This is a genomic window from Chryseobacterium sp. OV279 (assembly GCF_900128945.1).
Taxonomy (GTDB): Bacteria; Bacteroidota; Bacteroidia; order Flavobacteriales; family Weeksellaceae; genus Chryseobacterium.
This window is the reverse complement of the sequence record NZ_FQUD01000001.1, coordinates 1,332,896-1,353,434: the sequence shown is the minus strand read 5'-3', so window position 1 is coordinate 1,353,434 and position 20,539 is coordinate 1,332,896. Positions and strand designations below refer to the sequence as shown.

Sequence of the window (20,539 nt, the reverse complement as noted above, 5' to 3'; positions counted from 1 at the left end):
TCATAAAATGTAAAGTTGGGAATCTGTTTTTCCACAACTGTTCCGGTCAGTTTCCCCTGTGTTGTAGGGACATCATTTAAAACTTTAAATTCACCCAAATGGGCGTTGAATTTTATCTTTGCTCCATGTATAGCCACCAGCAAATCTTCTGATGTACTGTCTTTTTTTTCTCTTTCAGTACGATTTTCTTCCATCTTCTGGCTATTTTCAGCTTTCGGATCCTTTGGTTCCTGTGAAGAAACCTGAGGTGCCTGAGCTGTGGCCTCCGGGGAATAATTTTCTGTATTCAACCTATCCATAGTAATGAATGTTTTAAATGATAATTGCTATTTCCAGAACTATTTATCTTTCACCGCATTTAAATAAAGAAGGGCTTCTTCAGCTTCCATTTTTATTTTCAGATTTTCAGATTTTAGGTTAGTCTGATAATTTAAAAACTGCTCTCCTATTTCTTCTTTTGAACCTTTATTAATTTTAAGATTAAACGTTCCGTTGTACGCTGTACTTTTTGGTGAACCTCCATCAGTCGCCACAAATAAATCTAAAGTATAGTTTATATTCACCTCCCCTTCTTCCAGAAACTCAAAATATCTGTTTAAAAAATAAGTTACCTGGTAGGATTTTCCTGCAGGAATTTTAATGGGTACTGAACGTTCACTATCATTCCATTCTCTGTCTTTCATTTTCACTAAAGAAGACTGTGATTTAAAAGAAAGGTCATTAGGATTAGGATAAAACAATAAAACACTAATATCCTGAGTGGAATTATTTGTAACGGTCAAAATAGAAGATACGACTCCATTCAGTAGATTCTTCTCATGACCTTGTGTCATGCTGATATGTATAGTGTTGCTATTATTCATTTTAATATTATTTTGTGAAGCACATTGTGCATTGACGAATAGGATAATAATTATTATTAAGTTTTTCATAATCTTTTTTTATGGTAAACTATGCTCAAGGCTTACTACGTTTGCATTTCCCGCACCAGTTATAAATCCATTGATCGTAACTGCGGCTCCTATTTTTTTAGTTCTGTGTTTCCACTGAGGAGCTGTTGCTGTCCCTGAATTAAATACCTCATGAATTCTTTGAAAACCTGAGTTTGGGTGAACAATATCATTGGCACCACAGCATTTACATTTATATATGCATAATTGGTTGGCCTCTGTAATTCCTGGCTGACCTAAAGTAATACCAGCTCTTGAAATTGAATGGGTATCCTGAGTCAACTGATCTCCCGGCAGGTATCCTGAATTACTTGCAGACCCACCTCTTGGTTGAAAAGGAGGACTGTCATTTTTTCCTACATAATCTACCACTTCTTTAATTTCTATTTCTTTCAAATCTGCAAAAACACCGTTATCTGAACTCCATCCATCCTGAACAATGACACCCAATCTGGCAGATGTATATACTTCACCCGCATACGTATCAGTATAATTAACAGGATGGCAACACACCGTAAAACCTGGTGAAGTAGCCTTTACAACACCTGCTACTTTAGCTTCAATTTTAAGCCGTCCGCCATGCCCCGGGTTTGTCTTGGCAGTCCCCTTGATAATTACTGTAGTGGTAGCTGTAATAGTAGAAGGTGTAACACTGGCATTCCCGTTGTCTGCATTTGAATTTATAATTGATAAGTCCACAGAACCTGTTCCTGTTACTGTAACTTCCACTTCATAGGTTTTATTTAAAGGAACACTGTCTGGCATCCCTGCTGCTACTGATGCATTTTTTTCTACATATGGATTTCCCCTGATTACGTTGCCAATACTTACTGAAACAGGAGGCGGAGGTGCCGGCGCACCTTTCGCATCAACACTTTCAGGCTCATTGATCTGTCCGGAAGTTACAAACTCTATTTTTCCGGTTTCAGGCGGTATATTGCCTGGCATTTTGCCTATTCCCGGTAAGGTTGATTTTTTTAACAGTACATAATTGTCCTGTACTTTAGCCGTTCCGAAATCCTGCCACGCTGTGAGGGATATCATTTTAAAACCGTCATAAAATGTAAAGTTGGGAATCTGTTTTTCCACAACTGTTCCTGTAAGTTTCCCCTGTGTTGTAGGGACATCATTTAAAACTTTAAATTCACCCAAATGGGCATTGAATTTTATCTTTGCTCCATGTATTGCCAACAGCAATCCGTCTTCAATTTTATCTTTTTTCTCATTTTCGGAACGCTTTTCCTCCATTTTCTGGCTGTTTTCAGCTTTCGGGTCCTTTGGTTGCTGCGAAGAATCCTGAGGTGGTCCGGCAGAGGAGTCATTTTCTGTATTTAACCTATCCATAGCAATGAATGTTTTAAATGGGTATTATCTTTTTTGATTTCCGTAAAACCTTCTTCATGGTGACCTTCTCTGAATACAAATAAGCCTCTGAAATGGTCAATCCCAGCTGGTTCCGGATCTTCGACAGCAGTTGTTAGAATTATTTTATCTCCATCTTTAACAGGAGTAATAATTTCTGTAAACCCTTCAGAAGACACTCTCTTTATTTTTGTATCTAATGGCTGCAATAAGCCATTGAAAAGCAGTCCAAACATATTGTAACCTTCCAGAAAACTGATCAGCTGGCTTTCATCTTCAAGCACACTGCTTATCTGACTGAAATAATTATTTATGGCTTCACCTTCATGGCTTTCCGAAAGCTTGGCTGCTAATTTCATCCATCTTAAGCGAAGAAAATCAAGGTTATTAATTTCAACAATATGTCCATTTTTATCAACTGTTAATTCCAGCTCATCAAACAAATAACTGATTTGTTTTAAAAATTTCCCCATTGCATTATCATCGTTTGAAAAATTGAAATCAACCACTAGAACATGATATTTGAAATAGTCTTTTTCATTCCCTAAATAATAAACCTCAGCTACTCTCACATAACTTTTTTCTGTCCGGTAAGAAGTATCAGGATTAGAAACAACTATCGTTTCCAATCTATACGTTTTGCTGAAATTCTTTAGAGGATGTTCCAATTTCAATTTGTTTCTGGGTTAAAACTCCATTCTTCTTCGATCATCCGTTGGTGAATAAGCAAGACTGTCCATTAATGTATTAATTTTTGCAGATCGGTGCAGATATTTATTTTTAAGCTTTCTAAGAAGGTAATCTGATTTATAAGCAGTCACCACTACCTCTTCCAACTGTATTGCCGCTACCGGATTCTGAACAGGAGTTTCAGAGGTTGTCTCAACTGAGCTTTCTTCCTCAACTTCTGGTTCTTCTTCGTGTTTGAAATTTCCTTTAAGCGTCCACCTTTCATTTTTTTCTATAATGTGATCTTTCATATAGGCTTTTACCTCATCCAGGAAAGTATCATTCAAAGCATAATCTGCCATCACTTTGGAGTAGAACAGGTAATTGTCATCCTCATTAAGATAAGGCAAGGCATAATCACACATAAAATGAAGCGGAATAAAGCTGTATCCTCTATACAGATAACGGGTTCCGGTAAGTGTATATTTCCAGTGTGCTTCAATTGCTAACTGTTCTTTTCTAAACCAACCCTGCTCGATGAGTTCATCTCTGAAAGCATCCAACGATCCTGAAAAATAAGCCTTTTCAAGCCAGACATATTCTCTTTCCGTCACTCCTTCTACAGGGTCCGGCTGATAACCGCTATGACTGAGCTCTGCTGATGACATTACATCATGATTGTAACTTCCTCCCACATCACTGTGTACTCCCGGAAAATTTCTTTCTATACCTGATTTAAGATCTACAGGCAGAAATCTTGTGAGAGAAAAGTTTTCTCTATGTTCGTCTGCCGCTGTAAAATGCACGGCCTTTCTTGGGGAACCCAGCTGATGCAGGTGGAGCTCACCCACTTTCTTCCTGAAATTCGGAATTAGAAGACAGGTAGGATCATAAGAAGCTACCGTATCATAAATCCCTATAAATCGAACATTCACGGTCATAGAATCTACCAGTTCCCTGGCTAATCCCGCCTGCAAAAGCGATGTTCCAAAATGACCGAATTTGGGCAGTACACCCTCCTTCACCCAGGATTTGTCTATGGACATGAATTCACTGGTCTCATGGTCTACGTCAATTCTGGATGCACCCTGTACAGGTGGATAATAAGCTTTTGGCGCATATGTTCCCATCTGTAAATTATAGGCAAAATTTCTTGCTGCTGCTGCACCACGGCTAAATCCGAAAATATCAACCGTTAAAATGATATTATCAATATCATCTTTAGATTTTTCTTTTCTGTCTTTCACATGTAATGCAAGGGTTTTGCATCCATTTCTTACCTTCCCTACCACTCCTGTTTTCCCACGGCCGTATTTAAAACCTCCTCCTTCATCATCTGCCTTATCAATGGTGGCAATACCTTCTACGTAAAATGAATAGACATCTTTTTTTGTACACATATACTTTCTGGCAACGTTGGTAAAATCATTACCAAAACTATTGTCATCTTTAGCATATTTTTCAAAAATCTTTCTTTCTTCTTCCGATGCTGAAATATTTCGAAACTCTCCTTTGCCCTGAACCTTTTTACGTATCTCGGTATTTTTCAGATTATTTCTGGTTCCATCGAAGAATATTCCACAGGTAATATTTAAAGTTCCCGGCGGATCTGGCAACGGATTGCCCGTATTGTAAACAAAAGTTTTACCCATGGCTAGTCTTTGTATTTAGTTTTACGTACCATAATTTTACTGTTTTTCAACCAGACTTGTTGGTCACCCTTCACTAATTTTACAGAAGCAGAGGTTTTAGGAATATTAACCGTAATCTTTAATTCGATTTTAGCCTTATGATCTCCTGAAGAAATCTCCTTAAAGGCAGGAAGAATTTCCTTTTCATCAAATTCTATATTACCAACATATCTGTATCCATCGACACCGTCTATCCATAAAATTTTAATATCATTCGGGACAGCTTTTTCTTTAGGAGTGTTCCATTTTAATTCATTGGGAATAATATTACTGTACTTTTCCAATTGGGTGTCTCCAAAGGTCATTTCCATTTCACCATTATAATGGAACCAGGTTACTTCCTTTGTTTTACCGTTATCAGGCAGTTCAACCTGCAGATTCCAATTGTATTTTTCTCTATAACTGTCCCACAGTCCGTAAGGAATCGGCTTGCCTTCGTTTGCCCTGGCCACTTCCGCCGGAACAATTCCAAATTCATGTATAATTTTACGTTGGTATTCAGGATCAAACATATTTTTCTGAGGTCCCGGGCTCAAAGCATCTATTTCAGACTGCGGTATGACGATCTTCTTGCTCTGATACCTTCCTATTTCCACCTGTCTTCCCGGTCCGGAAAGCCAAAGCACAACCACACCACCCGGCGCAAAGCCTACGATAATCTTGTCATAATTTTCTTTCCTTGGATTTGGATTGTCTCCACTGGAAGGGGTATAATATCCGTTTTTGAAAAGATCGGTCATTTTCCCGTTATCCAGATCGGTGTCGATCTCATAAAATATTTTCTCAGCATAAGAAACCCAAATCACATGCAAATGATTGGGAATACTTTTTTCTCCATTACTCATTCCTCTGTTGGCATCTCCCCATACTCCGCCTGTGGTTCCACTAAACAAACTCGTAAACTCTCCGTCTGCAGATTCAAATCCTCCACGATACACATCAACAGGGTAACCTAAAGGCGCCGAAGTGGCATCCAACCATTCATATTTTGTCATAGCTTTTGTTTTTTGATGCTCTTTCTTTTCCTGACACGAGATCTGAATGAAGAATAATAAGCTTAATAAATATTGTATTGATTTGTTCATTGTTTAGGAAAATTACTCTTTTACACAGTCATACATTGGATTGATTGATCAAATATTAATGATCATCAATTTTAACCTTTATTCACTTTGGCGTCTATTTTACCCAGCATTTTCGCAACACCGGCACTCTGTAATAAAATATCACCGTTCTTTGCCTGATGAGTCGTAGTAGAAGTGGTCTCTTTCAAATCTCCAGTTATGCTGACCGTTTTATTTTCATTAACGGTCTGCTTATAATTTTTTGAAGTGAACTGATGATCATTTGTAATATTCGTGGTATGATCATTCCCGACAATTGTTTTCATATCCTTTCCAACATTAATGGTCATGTTTTCCCCTGCATTGAAGATCATGTTTTTAGGAGCTGTGACTGTAATGTTTCCGGCACCGTCCATGAAATAATTGTTGCCGCTGGGATCTATAATATTAACACTTCCTTCCGTATCATTCATTAGAATTCTGATTCCGCTTCTCGTTTGTATGGATTTTAAATGATTGTCTATCCCACCTCCTAACGCGGTTCCCCCATGAAACATTCCTCCCATTACAAAAGGTCTGTCCGGATGGTTATGCACAAAACCTACCATCACCTGATCACCTATTTCGGGTATGGCTACATATCCTCTGTTCTGGCTGATCTTATCTGTTCCTCCGGCATCGGGAGCCATCATACGGATAAAATTGGTATTGTCATTCATCTGCCAGTCGAATCTTACGGTTACCCTGCCCTGTCCCTGCGGATCTGTATTGGAGATGACCGTAGCGATCTGCGGCTGTGCAATGGGTACAACAAAATCCGGTTTTGGTATATATCCTGTATCTGAAGCTATGGCTTCAAATTTTCCACTATAATTTCCCAGAGTATCAACTTCATGAGTGACTTCGGTCATCATCAGTTTTGTAAAATAGGCGGTCTGGTTGCTATCCGTTTTCCGCATTTTAATATCAGCAATACAGCCCGGATATAAAAAAGGAAGAGTGGTGCCTCCGGATACCGTAAAAACTTCCACGGCCTTACTTCCTGATGTAGAAGTCTGGGAAATCACCACATCCATATCAGTGGCGGCTTTTATAGGAGCAACCTGTAAGGACGGCGTTTTGAATATTCCTTCATTATTCTGATAAGCTGTTTTTGCTAAATTTCCCATATGCTGTATAGAAGTTGCCCCGGAGCTGAGCTTCGCATTGGTACTGCTGTTATACCCATAAAAACTGGGTTTGATATGTACTGCTTTTAATTCCACATTAACGTCGGAAACATTGCTTCCATAGATCAGTTCCAATGCTTTATTTTGCGGAGGCATGTTTCCGAAATGCAAAACTTCACCATCATAATAGAACTGTTCTCCATATGCTTCTGCCATTCTGCAAAGATAATTGTAGTGGGTTTCGTCATACTGAGCACTGTAAAGGATCTGTGAAGAAGCTTTCGCATTGATTTTCACATCAAACCTGCTGCTTTCAATGCCCTGTTTGATAATATCGGCTGCGATAATGCCCATATTGACAGGCTGACTTCCGCCAAAACTCTGGGTATGCGGTGCAGCATCCAATAAAATGGTCGGGCTGTATCCCTTCAGTACAATGTTTCCGAGACTGTGATTTTCCTGGCTGAATCCAACTTTGGTAATAACCCCTACAAAAGTTCTTTCGGGGCTGTTGTCAACGTCTTTGTACCTGATATTGATGGTTAATCTCCCTCCTAAAAATCTATTGGCCTGTTCAAGCTCATGATTTTGCTTTTCAGAGAGTGTATCGTTCACAAGGACCAGTTCAAACTCATGATGTTTTCTGACGCTTTGATGCAGGCGGAAATATTTGAAATGTTTGATGATTTTACCATCAATCACAATATCCAGTTTTACCACACGGTTGATTCCGGGAATATAATTTTCTGCAATCTTATCGGAATTTGAAATATTTTTATCCATATTATTTGATGTGTTTTTTTGTTTTTACTTAAAAAAAATTAAAAAATAAATAGATGTTCTATAAAGTTAAAAAACTTTCACAGTATAAAATGACATTCTCAGGCTTATTTTTAAACGCTGAACCATTTAATGGACAATTTTCTTATTAATATGACAATGGAGACTGTTAATAGACAAAAAGACAGAACGGCACCCTAATGCCGGATGGACCATTCTGTCTTATATTTTTTAAAAGTTTTAAGAAATTTAACTCTAAGAGGTAGGCCATTCTGCCTTGTAAGAAGAATTCCCTAAATCGATTTGCTCCGCACTTATGATAAAGCTGATGTACATGCTGTTTTCATCTACTGCGTCGAAATCCACTTCATGCTGAATCACGTATCCGTTTGTCCATTGCAAAGTCGTTAACGTTCCTTCTTCGTGAGATTTGTTGAAAGTGATCTCTCCGGTTGTAGGCTTATACTTTCCGTTAAGAAGACTTTCCAGGATATCTGATTTCTCAGTAGCTTCTACTGTGATTTTGATCAGTGCATTGGAAGGATCTGATGCTACTCTTCCTGACACGTCTGTGGAACGGGACACGCTGTAATTAAGCTTTAATAATTTCTGCCCTTCGCCACCGTTGAATTTTAGAATTCCTCTTGAATTTTTGTCTGCCATGATTGGTAAATTTTAATAATTAATATTCTGTGATTTGATGTAATCTATTTCACCAAATATAGAATATTAAATTCGCAATCAGCCCGTTTAATCATAAACATCAGAAAGTGTAGTAGTACTACTACTAACAACCGTTAGGCTTTATAGTAATTGTAAATCAATTATTTACATTATTTTAAAAAAATACAGCAGGCATTATACATCCAATGTTTACTTCTCATCAAAATACTTCTTAAGATCCGAAATACTTTTGATCTTCAACTCTTCAGCCTGTTTTCTGCGCATCATCAGTGCATAGGAATTATTAAAGCCAAGCGGTTTCAACCATTGAATTCCGTATTGCTTTTGAAACTCAGCATTGACATACTGATAGGTTTTGTCAGCGCTTTGGGTTACCTCTTTCAGGGTTTGTTCTGACGGTTTTAAAAGGACCAAAAGTCCGGTTCCTGTATATTCAGGATAAAAATCGATGCCATCATTCACCAAAGCATCAAAACATATTTTGGTCCCGCCCAATCCTGTTTTTGTTTCCACTTTATAATCGGTGTAGCCTTCAATCAGCATTTTATACATTTCTGTGAGAATATACTGCTCGCCAAAGATCTTCGAGCCAATGCGTACTGTTCCTGAATTCCCTTTCCTGGACGTTTTATATAATTTATTTTTAACTAAGAAATCCTTTGCAATTCTTTCCGGGGTCTGATGAAGCTGATCAGATTTGTAATTCAGATCTGTCATGATCGAATCGTTAAATTGATTGGCCAGCAGATTCAGGGTTTCTTCAAGTTCCGGAAATTTCTTTAATGTTTTTGTTTTAATAATTGGTGCTGCAAAGTACGGGGGGAATATTTTTTTATCATCATTCAGAACATACAGGTCAAAAGCTTTGATCCTGCCGTCTGTAGAATATCCGCTGATCAGATCCAGTTCCTTTTCGTACGCTGCTTTGTACATAATAGCATCATTGACAATCACCGGATTCACATTCAGATGATACACAGAACGTAAGCCGAGATCTCCATCCTGTCTTCCCATAAATTCAGGGGTAAAACCTGCTTTAATACTGTTCTTAGAAACAGCGGTGAACAGATAAGCTGCTCCTACAATGATCAGAATGGCCGGAACAATATACTTCAGCTTTTGGAACAGCCGATATCCTGATTTCTGTACCAGCGCAATCGTCTGATCCAGTAAAACAGCCAATAATGCGGCAGGAATGGCTCCGGCAAGGATCATATTCGTATTGTTGAGAGAAATTCCGCCGAAGATAAATTCACCCAAACCACCCGCTGCGACGAATGAGGCTAAAGTCGCCACTCCAACATTGATCACCGCTGCCGTTCTTATTCCCGCAATGATAACGGGCATCGCCAGAGGAAGTTCTACTTTAAAGAGAAGCTGACTTTTATTCATTCCCATCGCTTTGGCCGCTTCAATAACGGTTGAATTCACTTCTGTAATTCCCGTGTAGGTATTCCGGATGATGGGTAATAAAGCGTAGATCAGCAAGGCAACGATGGCCGGTTTGGCCCCGATTCCGAATGCAGGGATCATAAATCCTAGCAATGCAATACTGGGAATCGTTTGTAAAATACCTGCAACACCCAACACAGGGCTGGAAAGTTTTCTTTTCCGTGCAATCATTATTCCCAACGGTACACCAATGATGATGGCCAGAATTAATGACAGAAAGGTAAGTCCCAGATGCTGTACAACCTGGGTCAGTAATTTTTCCTGCTGTTCGATGATGAACTGCCAAAGACTTTGCTGCGTCATACGATCTGTAATTTTCTGTACCCATTAAAAGCCCTGATCAGGTTTTCGTAATGGTCTGTATTTTTATGATCTGAACTTAATTTCTGTAAGGCCTCCCAAACATTCGTATTTTCTGTCAGTTGAAATTCATTCAGTAAATGATTAGAATTAAGAAAGTCACCAACATCTTTCAATGTGGCGATCTTATATTCCAGTAAAAGACGGTTTTCAGCAAAAAAATCAGTCACAAAATCGTTTTCGGGATGATAAAGTATTTCTTTAGACGTTCCTGTCTGAATAATTTTCCCTTTGTCCATTAGACATATCCGATGCCCGAGTTCAAAAGCTTCCTGAACATCATGAGTGACGAGGATAATGGTTTTATTTTTAAGTTCTTCCAGTGATTTAAATTCCGAATGAATATCTGCCTTCGTAATATTATCCAGCGCTCCGAAAGGTTCATCCATCAGCAAAACAGGTGTATTGGCGATCAAGGCTCTTGCAATTCCCACTCTCTGCTGCTGGCCTCCACTCAGTTCATCCGGAAACCTTGAAAGGACATCTTCGGAAAGATGAAGTTTGTCCAGCAGTTCCTGGGTTCTGTTTTCTGTTTTTTTCCTGTCCCATTTGAGTAATTCCGGAACTACAGCAATATTCTGCCTGATGGTATAATGAGGAAACAGGCCGGAATGCTGCATCACAAAACCAATGCCCATACGCAGTTCTTCCGGTTTCTGATCACGGATATTCTTACCGTCGATCAAAATATTCCCGGAGTCTGCTTCTATAAGGCGATTGATCATTTTAAGCGTGGTCGTTTTTCCACACCCGCTGGTTCCCAGAAGCACCAGAATCTCCTGATCATGTGCCTGAAAAGAAATATGATCAACGGCTGGTTTTCCGTTAAAGTTTTTTGAAACTGATTCTACTGTAATCATCGGCAACAATTATCGGGCAAGTCTGATTCCTGTAAACTGCCATTTCAGGCTGGTCTGGAAGAAATTACGATAGGTATTTCTGCTGTGTCCGGGAGGTGTAGCATCGGAAGCACCGCGTAAAACCATCTGATTGACCATGAATTTTCCGTTGTACTCTCCTACTGCTCCCGCTTCTTTTTTAAATCCGGGATAAGGCAGATAAGCAGAATTGGTCCATTCCCAGCGGCTTCCCCAATCAAAATGACCGGAAGCTACTTCCCATTCCGCTTCGGTGGACAAGCGCATTCCTTTCCAGGAAGCAAAAGCAGATGCTTCATAAAAATTGATGTGACAAACGGCTTCATCGAGGTCTAATTCCTGTAAACCGTTTAAGGTATAATTCATCCATTTTCCTTCAATCTGATGCCAGTACAATGGAGATGTTGCGTTATTCTGTCTGACCCAATCCCATCCTTCGGCATGCCAGTGTTTAAAATCCGAATAACCGCCGGCTTCCATAAATTCACGGTATTCTCTGTTGGTCACCAACTGATTGGCTATTTCAAAATCATTCAGAAAAACTTTATGTCTTCCCAATTCATTATCAAAACAGAAACCTTCTCCGTTAAAACCTATTTCATACACACCTTCTGAAAACCGGATCATTTCTGAATGCTCTGGTTTTTCTTTTATCGAAATAGTTTCTTTTGTATAAGCCGGAAAAAGCGGATTGTGCCCTAAAATATATTTAATATCGGTAATTAATAATTCCTGATGCTGCTGTTCATGATTTAAACCTAATTCCATAAGGGGTTCAACAGCTTTAGTCATAAATTGGCTCTGAAGGAAGATGCTCATATGTTCGTCCACATATTTCCGGTATTTATAGATATCTGAAACGGAAGGCCGGCTTAAATTTCCACGGTCGGTGCGGATCACTCTCGCTCCTATCGTCTCGTAATAGCTGTTAAAAACAAAATTATACTGCGGATCAAAAACTTTATAGTCAGGGAAGTTCGGAATCAGGATAAAGGTTTCAAAAAACCAGGTGGTATGACCCAGATGCCACTTTGGCGGACTCACATCCACGATGGGCTGCACCACATAATCTTCTATTTCCAGAGGAGCACATATTTTTTCAGAATGCTTTCGGGTGTCTGTATATTTTTTTACTAAATCTGATGTTACTATATTCTGTGTCATGTTCTTTAGTTTTGGTGAGTTATTTTGAGTCGGAAATCTTTTTTCTCCCGCAGATTGGGTGGATGGAGCAGATTAAAAAATAAAACTCTGCATATTCTATTCGTTACTGTACCTGCCAGACTGCGTCTAAAAACCATTTTTTGGAGTCTTTGATTTCTCCGGCTTTTTTAAATCCCGATTTTTCTCTTAATTCTTCAATATTTTCACCTGAAAATTTTTGTGAAATTTCCATATCAATCAGTTCATTTTCTTCAAATGAAACAGGGGTGTTTCCTATCGTTACCTGTTGATTTTGCAGGCTTACCAGAAAACTTCGGCAGGCTCCGGAGATGGGGTCATAAGTTTGGTAATGCTGAAACTGATCCAGATTAAAATTACCATCAAGTTCTGTGTTGATGCGGGTCAGAAGATTGAGGTTAAATGCAGCTGTAATTCCTGTTCTATCGTTGTAGGCATTTAAAATCGTGTGAGGATTTTTTTTTAGGTCGAAACCGATCAAAACCCTGTCACCGGATGTCAGATTCCGGTTTAAATCAGAACAGAACTGATCCGCTTCCTCGATATTCATATTCCCGATATTGCTTCCCAAAAACAAAATAACTTTCCTTCTGGACGATAATGAAGCTGCTTTCTGAAGCATTTCAAAATACTCGCCTTCAAGAGAGACTATTTCCAGCCCGGGCAGTTTTTGATTTAATTTTTCATTTAATTCCGTCAGAATATGACCTGAAATATCAATAGGCATATAGCTAAAATCGGTTCCTTTTTCCACAAGATATTGGAGTAAAAATGTAGATTTCATCGCATCTCCAGCACCCAGCTCTATCAAATCGAAAGGTTCGTTTTCCGGAATGATCAGGCGGGCAAGATCGGCTGTTTTATTTTGAAAGATATCGAGTTCACATTGGGTAAGATAGTATTCCGGCATGGCCATGATCTCCTGGAAAAGGCGGTCCCCTGTTTCATCATAAAAATATTTTGAGGATAACCTTTTGGGACTGTTTTTTAAGCCTTCCAAAACATCCCCGCGAAAATGATCAACATGAATATCTTCCACCTTAGAATGTGGTTTTAACTGTAAATTCATATGTTTTAATTTGTGTGGTTTTTAGTTAACTACAACTATCTTGCCGTCTCAACATTGAATTCGTTCAGCATTTCTCTATCTAATATAAATAATTTTAATTGTTGGTGTGCAGGTTTTAGAATGTTTTTAGAAGATGTGGTACTTTTTGCTCATGAATGATGAGTGATGATTGATTAGTGATGTCGGACTTTCAACTGGATTAAGAAGGTGAATGGTGAACTTTAGGTGACAGGTGACAGGTAGCAGATATTAGGCAGCAGGCTGTCGGGATTAGAGACTGTGCCGAAGGTTAAAACCAGGCAGCTTTTGGTTTAGATTTTAAGTGGCATTGATGTCAATGGTGAATTTTGCTTCGCAAGTGAATGGTGAATACTAGAATCAAAATTTTAGACATCAGGCGATAATTTATTAGCTTAATTACTACCAACCAGCAACTAATAAACTAGCAACCAGCAACCAAAAATCACTTTGTCTGTATCAGTTCATATTCAATTTCTCCGTCACTTAAATCTGCTGTTTTCACAAAATGAAGCCGCTCCAGAAGTTTCATTGCGGGACCGTTTTCCTGGCTTGTAGCTGCCCAGATGCGTTTCAAGCCCATCGTATTTAAACCGAAATCAATAGCAAGTGACATTCCGTCGGTCATATAACCCTGGCCGTAATATTGGGGTAATAAAACACAGCCCAGCTCACCTTCTCCCTGATCCAGTCCACGATAGTAGCCACAGGTTCCAACGATTTGATGGGTTTCATTATCTACAATTCCCCAGTGAATGGAATTCCCGTCCAGATAATCCCGATCGATTCTGGCCTGCATTTCCGCGGCCTGCTCAACAGTTTCTGCCTGAACAGCATCATAAAACGAAATTTCAATCAGGTCCGGAATATCAGCATCCATAATCTGACGTAATGATACTCTGCTGCCTTTCACATTTGGAAAATCGTTGAACTGAAATTGTTTCATGATGTAAAATTGTATTAGTTTTGAAAATAAACATGATCATTCATAGAATTGCTCCCATGAGCTCTATGAGTTACAATTCACTAAAAATACCATTAATTTTAATATCAGAAGAAAAATGCCGTTCAATCCATCTCTGTTAACTGAAAAACTGCGTCATCGGGACTATTATTTTTTTATTTTCAATGAAAATATTTCCGAAATTATTTTCAACGGAGATGAGATTATCCTTAAGGTCATCCGGGTACAAAAAAGTGAAATACCGGATTTCACTTCGTTTATCATTTCAGCCATGGGTGTTTCAGGATCAGATGAGCGGGATATTCAAAACGCAAGTATCATTTCAAGCGATCAAGCATCAATGCAACAAACAATCACTGATTTTCAAACCTATTGGAAAATCGATCTGGCCATTGAAACGTATATCAAAGGTGATATTCAGTATATTTATGAAATGGATACCGACCCCAGTAAAAAGGGCTATGGCAGCGAGATAAGCTATGGTATTGAGACGACAACTTCTTTTGTTTATTTCTTCACTCATCACTTCTACTATTGATAATTGATAGGTGATGAATGATAATTGATTAATTGATGATGATGATAAAAAAATCCCTACAGGTTTTTGAAAACCTATAAGGATTATGGCTTATCTAAGTCCATAAAAGTACATTTTCAAAATCAGGCCTGCAAATTGTCATTATGTATGATTTATGTAACAAATGCCCAGACTCTTGCAAGTCGTTCCATTTTTAATCCATGACCTTTACACTCAATAAATATTTTATACCATGGCAAAAGAGAAAGACGGAAAAAAGAAATCGGATAAAACAGCACCCTTGAAAACTGCGAAAGAAAAAAAGGAAGATAAGGCTACCAAAAGAAAAGATAAAGAGAATGAAAGCAGAAATACCACCAGTTAAATAAAACCGGATTTATCATTAAAAAAAGGGCTCAGATATGAAGAACAAAGCAATAACACGATTTGTTCTTCTCTTCTAAGATGTCCAGAGGTGATTATGGTAACTTCGTTTTTTAAAGAATATCTTCATCCCCTACAGCGGTTGCGAAATAATGCTCAACCGTTTCTTCTGCATTTTGGCACATCTTCAGCAGGTCATCCCGCGAGGTATCTTCAAAAATAAAATCATCGTGGGTTTCAATGATACACTCGGTTACTTTTTCAGTATTCATTAATTCGTATTCCATTAATTCATTTAAAGTTTCCAATCCATAGCTTTTCTTAAAAAAAGGAATTTTGAGGGATACGGAGTCTTTGAATTGAAAGAGATGTATTGTTTTCATACTTCAGCTATTTATTATTTCCACCTATTATTCAATACCTTTCATAACGAAAAGGGATAGAGACCTTTAAGCTTCTATCCCTTGTCTAAAACTCTTCAAAAATATATGTACTATTTTCTGGTAGTTTTAAGCTCCATTTGAAAAAAGGAGATATATTATATTGATTTTTTATGGTGGTAAATTTATTCTTTAATTTACTGTTTACTATACAAAGTTGGGATTTCCATCCTGAATTGTGCTACATATTATTGTATTAATCTTATATATATCACACATTTTAAAAGTCTTCCAAATTATTTTTACGCTTGAGCCCGAGTTGTTTATAGAAAGAAGGGGAAAGCCCGGTGATTTTTTTAAACTGGTTGGAAAGATGGGCCGCACTGCTGTAATTCAGTTTATAAGAGATCTCTGTAAGATTAAGTTCATCATACAAAAGCAGCTCCTTTACTTTTTCAATTTTATTGATGATGATGTAATGCTGTATCGTGATCCCTTTCACTTCAGAAAATATATTGGCCAGATAGGTATAGTCGTAGCCTAGTTTTTCGCTGATATAGTCTGAGAAATTTTCTTTAGGAAGCGCTTCAGAATAATGGATCATTTCGGTAATTACATTTTTAATTTTTTCGATCAGGATGCTTTTTTTATTGTCTAATAATTCAAGACCTGATTTCAATAATTCCCTTTTTAAAATCTCCCGCTGTTCACTGGTAATATCTTCCAACACCTCAACGACCCCCAGATCTACCACAGCATGCTTGATGCCCAGATTATTCAATTCCTCATGCACCATCATTTTGCACCGAAGACTTACCATATATTTTATGTACAACTTCATTTCACTCAAAGTTACGCATTAAAATTTTGAGGATCAGAATATAAAGAGGGGTATGTTCTTTTGGACAAAGGTCGAACAATAAATAAATAAATAATCAGCATTTTTATTAATGATGATTGATAATTGATAATTGATGATTGATCGTGATTTAAAAAAAACACCTCATCTGAATAAACAATTCGGATAAGGTGTTTTGTAATTTCGTAGATTTTAACAGCGTTTTACAGCTTTATTTCCTCGGGATTTCCGGGCGCGGCATTTTATAATAACTTCCTGAAATGCTTTTCAGAAAGGCAACGACGGCATCCACTTCCTGTTCATTAAGTTTTAATGGCTTCATCAGATGATCTGTGACCGGAAAATTGGGATCAGCTTTCTTTTCTTCGGGACTAGGATTGATCATCTGCATTCCGCTGTTGTAAAGGCTCACCACGCCGTACAGATCGTCCATCAGTCCATTGTGCATCCATGGAGCGGTATAATCCAGATCTCTTAAGGAAGGCGTCTTGAATTTCCCTACATCCTCTGCTTTTTTGGTAATATGATACAATCCCAGGTCTTCATATTCTCTCTTGTAATAGGTAAGACCAATATTGTGAAACGACTCATCCGTGAGGTTTTTCCCGTTGTGACAGTTCATGCATCTTGCTTTGGTTCGGAATAAATGCATCCCGTAAATTTCCTTATCACTCAATGCTTTATGGTCTCCTTTAATGAATTTATCCAGTCTGCTCGGCTGGCTTCTGATGGTTTTCTGAAATACGGCTAAAGCTTTGGCTATTTTATCGAAAGTAATTTTATCGGTCTGATATACATCTTTAAAAAGCTGTCTGTATTCCGTGAGTTTAGACAATTTTCCGGCTAATTTTTCCGGTTTCATATTCATCTCATTGTGGGCAGAAATAGGTCCTACCAGCTGTTCTTCAAGTGTTTTGGCTCTTCCGTCCCAGAAATAGGAGGTTCTGTCTGCAATATTAAAGAGCGACTGTGTATTTCGTTTCCCTTGTAAATGATCATGACCCAATGCCACTTCCTGGCGGTCTGCCCAACCCATTTCGGGATTGTGGCAACTGCTGCATGAGACCTGGCTGGATGCCGATAGTTTAGGATCGAAAAACAGCTTCTTTCCAAGCATGACTTCAGGAAGTTCCTGTGTATCGTAATAATTGGAATCCCACTCTATCGCTTCAAATTCTTTCCAGTTGACACCATCATCTATAGAAGGCGCAGGCCAGTATTTTACAGGCTTTTTGTATTGTTCTATGACTTCTCCATAATCTACTCTGTATTGCTGCATGGTGTTCTGCATAAAAAGGAAAACAATGGCTCCTATCAGCAAAATGACTTTAAATCCTGACAACTTCATGATCTTTCTGTTTTTAAAAAATAGTTCCTATCGTGGCCGCAAAATAGGTATTGCTCCCGTTCTGAAAATGGCTGTAAATGACTTTTCCTCCTGCGAATGCATTCTTAACTACAGGAAGGGTAAAATGAAAATTAACATCCAGTTTTGCCTGCCAGACATCCGATGACTGAAAAGCATAATTTTCCTGCAACATCTGGTTAATGGATGGCTTTCCTGAATTATTGAAAAGCCCGCTTTTCTTATACACATCCGTCACGGAAATTCCCAGAGAAACGGAAAGCGCTAAATCGCTGCTAAAAGTTTTCAGCCACTGATAATCGGCACCGTATATCATTCTGTTTAACTCAACAACAGACAGCGGATTGCTGTATTTTTCTTTTTCCTGAACCCAGCCGAAGAAAGGCACCAGTGAAGATTTTGCTCCCGTATTTTCTATCTGGAGAAGTCCTTTAAGGAGGATATGATTGATCTTATGACTGTATCTTTCTACAGTTCCGATCCGGATATAATTTCTGGAATTTTCGTTCAGGAAGAGGTTTTCCGTTCCTTTTCTTTCCGTACTGCTACCGTCGGCTGAAATTCCCCAGACGATTTTTCCGGTATTAAAAAATTTCCCGAGGGATACATTCAACCGCTGTTCATCAATTTTTGAGGCGTTGAGATCTGTATATTCGCTCAGGAATTTATCCATATTGAATTTTTTAAATCCTAGATTAAGATACCAGTTTCTATTGCTGGCTTCGAAAACCTGTAAACCTCCCCCGTAAGACCAGCCTTCATAATAGGCCTGACGAAGTTTCCCGGAAAGCAGCTCGTTGTAATTCCCCAATCCATTCATATTGTAGATCATAGGAAACCCCTGGTTGCTGACAAAGCTCAAATAATGTTTCTGGGTGTATTTCTCTCCTTCCAGATAGGCTCCAACTTTAAATTTATCCGAGACCAGTTTATTGGCTCCCAGTGCTAAAGAAAAGTTGGCCGATGTATTTTTCGGCCTTGGATCTGTATCCCTGTAGCCTAAATTGGCTCTGTAGCTTCCTGTAATCCCGATTGTATAAGAATTAATTGCCTTTGAATAACCTCCTGAAAAGCTATAGTTTTCAAACTTCATATCTCCTCCCACACTGTCGGCGGCTACATAAGGATAGATCAGGTCATAATCAGCATTTTCGTTCCATACCATCTGTTTGGTTTTTCCTTTGGTATAGGAAGCACTGCCCCAAACGGTTGTTTTCGGATCCAGATTTTGTAAGGAATAAGCTTCAGCACCCCACAGATTTTTTCCTTTGCCTTTCTGCTGAATTTCATTGGGTGTATCTGTGTTTTCTGTCAGCAGCCTGAAGGTCGTGATATTATACTTCCTTGCACCTAGTCTGTTGGCAGGATTGGAATTGAGGTTTTCTTTAAATAGTCTTTCATAACTGTACTCCTCACGAACTTTTTCCATGATGGAATCATTCACCTGAGCCTGAAATTTAACGCAAAACAACAATGCAGACAGCGATAATAGGGAACGAAAATTTTTCATTTTAGTTAAATAATGAAGGTTTTACCCCATGTTCAAAATCTGCTGTGGAATTGTTCGTGTCTTTAAAAAGATTTTTACCTTCCACATTCTTTCCGATCACTTTTCTGCGGACCGATTTTCCGAAACGGCTTTTATCTCCATCAAATGCACTTACCGAAGTCCATCCCATATCCAATGACGGCGAAGTCACCAGCCACTGGAAAGAATCCTGTACGCTTAAATTCACTGCGTCTGTGATCCATTCATTCGGAATTTTAACGGCAGTTCCATCCATCGGGTATGTTTCTCCTCCAAACGTAAGCGTATATTGGTAGGTGTATGAATTCTGTGCAATCAGAGCATCACTGGTCATTCCCTGAGGCATACGGGCCAGAGCATAAGCATAATATCCCTGCGTATGAATTACCATTTTTTCAAAAACATTGACCATTTTCGGAACGGCCGGATTGTCGATGTCATCTGAATCTTCTTTAAAGATCTGGAAGTTGGCATTGGAAAGATTAATGGATAAACTATTAAATTCCTTGTGATTGATGGCATCCTCAGCAATGATAATAGACTCTCCTGCCTTTACCGGATATGTATTTCCTGTTCCCGGAATTCTAATGATCGCTCCGGCAGATAAGGTACTTGCCATGATATTTGGGGTGTAATCCTGCTTTTCGTTCGTCATAAAAGCGGACTGGATCAACAGCATTCCATCCGCATATAAAGTCTGGTCTGTGTTGTTGGTGATTTTAAAGTATTGATCCCCGAAATACATCGCACCTTGCGGGGTTTTGGTTCCGGTGAAAAATACTTCCTCCAGAATAAGATCACTGCTTCCTGATTTTAAAGCCAAATCAATAGTTTTGCTTACCTCGCTGCCATTGATGACAACGCCTGTCTGAACTCCGCTTACTTTAGCTTCTGTAAGTTCGGCATTATTGGTGTAAACGACAGTTCCTTCTGCCGTCATATGATAGGTTCCGGAAGGAAGAACTACCTGTAAAGTATTCGTGTTTTTAATTTCCTGAGTCGTGGTAAATCCGGTGTTCAGTTCTTTGAAAGTTACTGTAAGATGTTTGTATTCTTTAACGTGGATATCTGCGGGAACTACTTTAAGTTCCAATTTTAATGAAGTCTGTGATTCCGGCGAATCTGAATCTGAAGAACAGGCCGTAAAACTGACCAAAGCACATAATACGATCAGTGTTCGTAATAATTGTTTTAACATAGTGTATTGAATTGA

19 protein-coding genes and 1 pseudogene are annotated in these 20,539 nt (G+C 38.6%); 2 read left to right on the top strand and 18 right to left on the bottom strand.

The window, feature by feature from the left end:
- The 13 genes and pseudogenes from BUA72_RS06095 to BUA72_RS06035 all read right to left on the bottom strand — a co-directional run.
- Positions 1–299: pseudogene (locus BUA72_RS06095) on the bottom strand (hypothetical protein); the annotation flags it as partial.
- 39 nt (positions 300–338) lie between these two features.
- A complete protein-coding gene (locus tag BUA72_RS06090) occupies positions 339–932 on the bottom strand; it encodes a hypothetical protein (protein ID WP_139259537.1) in 594 nt (197 codons plus the stop codon).
- 9 nt (positions 933–941) lie between these two features.
- Positions 942–2,294: a hypothetical protein gene (locus BUA72_RS06085; protein WP_072922183.1), complete on the bottom strand. Its 1,353-nt coding sequence runs from the start codon at positions 2,292–2,294 to the stop codon at positions 942–944.
- The gene (locus BUA72_RS06080) at positions 2,282–2,941 is read right to left on the bottom strand and encodes a hypothetical protein (protein WP_139259535.1); all 660 of its coding nucleotides are present in this window, start codon (positions 2,939–2,941) and stop codon (positions 2,282–2,284) included. The genes BUA72_RS06085 and BUA72_RS06080 overlap by 13 nt, the downstream gene beginning before the upstream one ends.
- Before the next feature lie 57 nt (positions 2,942–2,998).
- Positions 2,999–4,633 carry a phospholipase effector Tle1 domain-containing protein gene (locus BUA72_RS06075; protein WP_072922181.1) on the bottom strand — a complete coding sequence of 545 codons (1,635 nt, stop codon included), beginning with the start codon at positions 4,631–4,633 and terminating at the stop codon, positions 2,999–3,001.
- 2 nt (positions 4,634–4,635) lie between these two features.
- A complete protein-coding gene (locus BUA72_RS06070) occupies positions 4,636–5,757 on the bottom strand; it encodes a DUF2931 family protein (protein ID WP_072922180.1) in 1,122 nt (373 codons plus the stop codon).
- A 71-nt stretch (positions 5,758–5,828) separates the two neighbouring features.
- Complete coding sequence (locus BUA72_RS06065; protein ID WP_139259533.1) at positions 5,829–7,688, bottom strand: type VI secretion system Vgr family protein; 1,860 nt, start codon at positions 7,686–7,688, stop codon at positions 5,829–5,831.
- Positions 7,689–7,940: 252 nt separating this feature from the next.
- A complete protein-coding gene (gene tssD / locus BUA72_RS06060) occupies positions 7,941–8,348 on the bottom strand; it encodes a type VI secretion system tube protein TssD (protein WP_034728120.1) in 408 nt (135 codons plus the stop codon).
- 210 nt (positions 8,349–8,558) lie between these two features.
- Complete coding sequence (locus BUA72_RS06055) at positions 8,559–10,124, bottom strand: ABC transporter permease/substrate-binding protein (protein ID WP_072922179.1); 1,566 nt, start codon at positions 10,122–10,124, stop codon at positions 8,559–8,561.
- Positions 10,121–11,041, bottom strand: coding sequence for an ABC transporter ATP-binding protein (locus tag BUA72_RS06050; RefSeq protein WP_072922178.1), 921 nt, complete (start codon positions 11,039–11,041; stop codon positions 10,121–10,123). The genes BUA72_RS06055 and BUA72_RS06050 overlap by 4 nt, the downstream gene beginning before the upstream one ends.
- A gap of 9 nt (positions 11,042–11,050) precedes the next feature.
- A complete protein-coding gene (egtB, locus tag BUA72_RS06045; protein WP_072922177.1) occupies positions 11,051–12,223 on the bottom strand; it encodes an ergothioneine biosynthesis protein EgtB in 1,173 nt (390 codons plus the stop codon).
- 103 nt (positions 12,224–12,326) lie between these two features.
- Entirely contained in the window at positions 12,327–13,310 is a 984-nt protein-coding gene (gene egtD / locus BUA72_RS06040; protein WP_072922176.1) for an L-histidine N(alpha)-methyltransferase, read from the bottom strand.
- A 463-nt stretch (positions 13,311–13,773) separates the two neighbouring features.
- Positions 13,774–14,274 carry a GNAT family N-acetyltransferase gene (locus BUA72_RS06035; protein ID WP_072922175.1) on the bottom strand — a complete coding sequence of 167 codons (501 nt, stop codon included), beginning with the start codon at positions 14,272–14,274 and terminating at the stop codon, positions 13,774–13,776.
- A gap of 115 nt (positions 14,275–14,389) precedes the next feature.
- Here BUA72_RS06035 and BUA72_RS06030 point away from each other — a divergent pair, with 115 nt between their 5' ends.
- Positions 14,390–14,830, top strand: coding sequence for a hypothetical protein (locus tag BUA72_RS06030; protein WP_072922174.1), 441 nt, complete (start codon positions 14,390–14,392; stop codon positions 14,828–14,830).
- Between the two features lie 232 nt (positions 14,831–15,062).
- Positions 15,063–15,194: a hypothetical protein gene (locus BUA72_RS24740; RefSeq protein WP_262484393.1), complete on the top strand. Its 132-nt coding sequence runs from the start codon at positions 15,063–15,065 to the stop codon at positions 15,192–15,194.
- Positions 15,195–15,306: 112 nt separating this feature from the next.
- On the opposite strand, the gene BUA72_RS06025 is transcribed toward BUA72_RS24740, so the two are convergent.
- The 5 genes from BUA72_RS06025 to BUA72_RS06005 form a co-directional block, all read right to left on the bottom strand.
- On the bottom strand, positions 15,307–15,576 hold the full coding sequence (locus BUA72_RS06025) for a heme oxygenase (protein ID WP_072922173.1): 270 nt from the start codon (positions 15,574–15,576) through the stop codon (positions 15,307–15,309).
- A 277-nt stretch (positions 15,577–15,853) separates the two neighbouring features.
- The gene (locus BUA72_RS06020) at positions 15,854–16,414 is read right to left on the bottom strand and encodes a helix-turn-helix domain-containing protein (RefSeq protein WP_072922172.1); all 561 of its coding nucleotides are present in this window, start codon (positions 16,412–16,414) and stop codon (positions 15,854–15,856) included.
- 229 nt (positions 16,415–16,643) lie between these two features.
- Positions 16,644–17,780, bottom strand: a complete 1,137-nt coding sequence (locus BUA72_RS06015; RefSeq protein WP_072922171.1) for a cytochrome-c peroxidase — start codon at positions 17,778–17,780, stop codon at positions 16,644–16,646.
- 13 nt (positions 17,781–17,793) lie between these two features.
- Positions 17,794–19,308, bottom strand: coding sequence for a DUF6850 family outer membrane beta-barrel protein (locus BUA72_RS06010; protein WP_072922170.1), 1,515 nt, complete (start codon positions 19,306–19,308; stop codon positions 17,794–17,796).
- A gap of 1 nt (position 19,309) precedes the next feature.
- Positions 19,310–20,524, bottom strand: a complete 1,215-nt coding sequence (locus BUA72_RS06005) for a DUF4876 domain-containing protein (RefSeq protein ID WP_072922169.1) — start codon at positions 20,522–20,524, stop codon at positions 19,310–19,312.
- Positions 20,525–20,539: the final 15 nt, after the last annotated feature.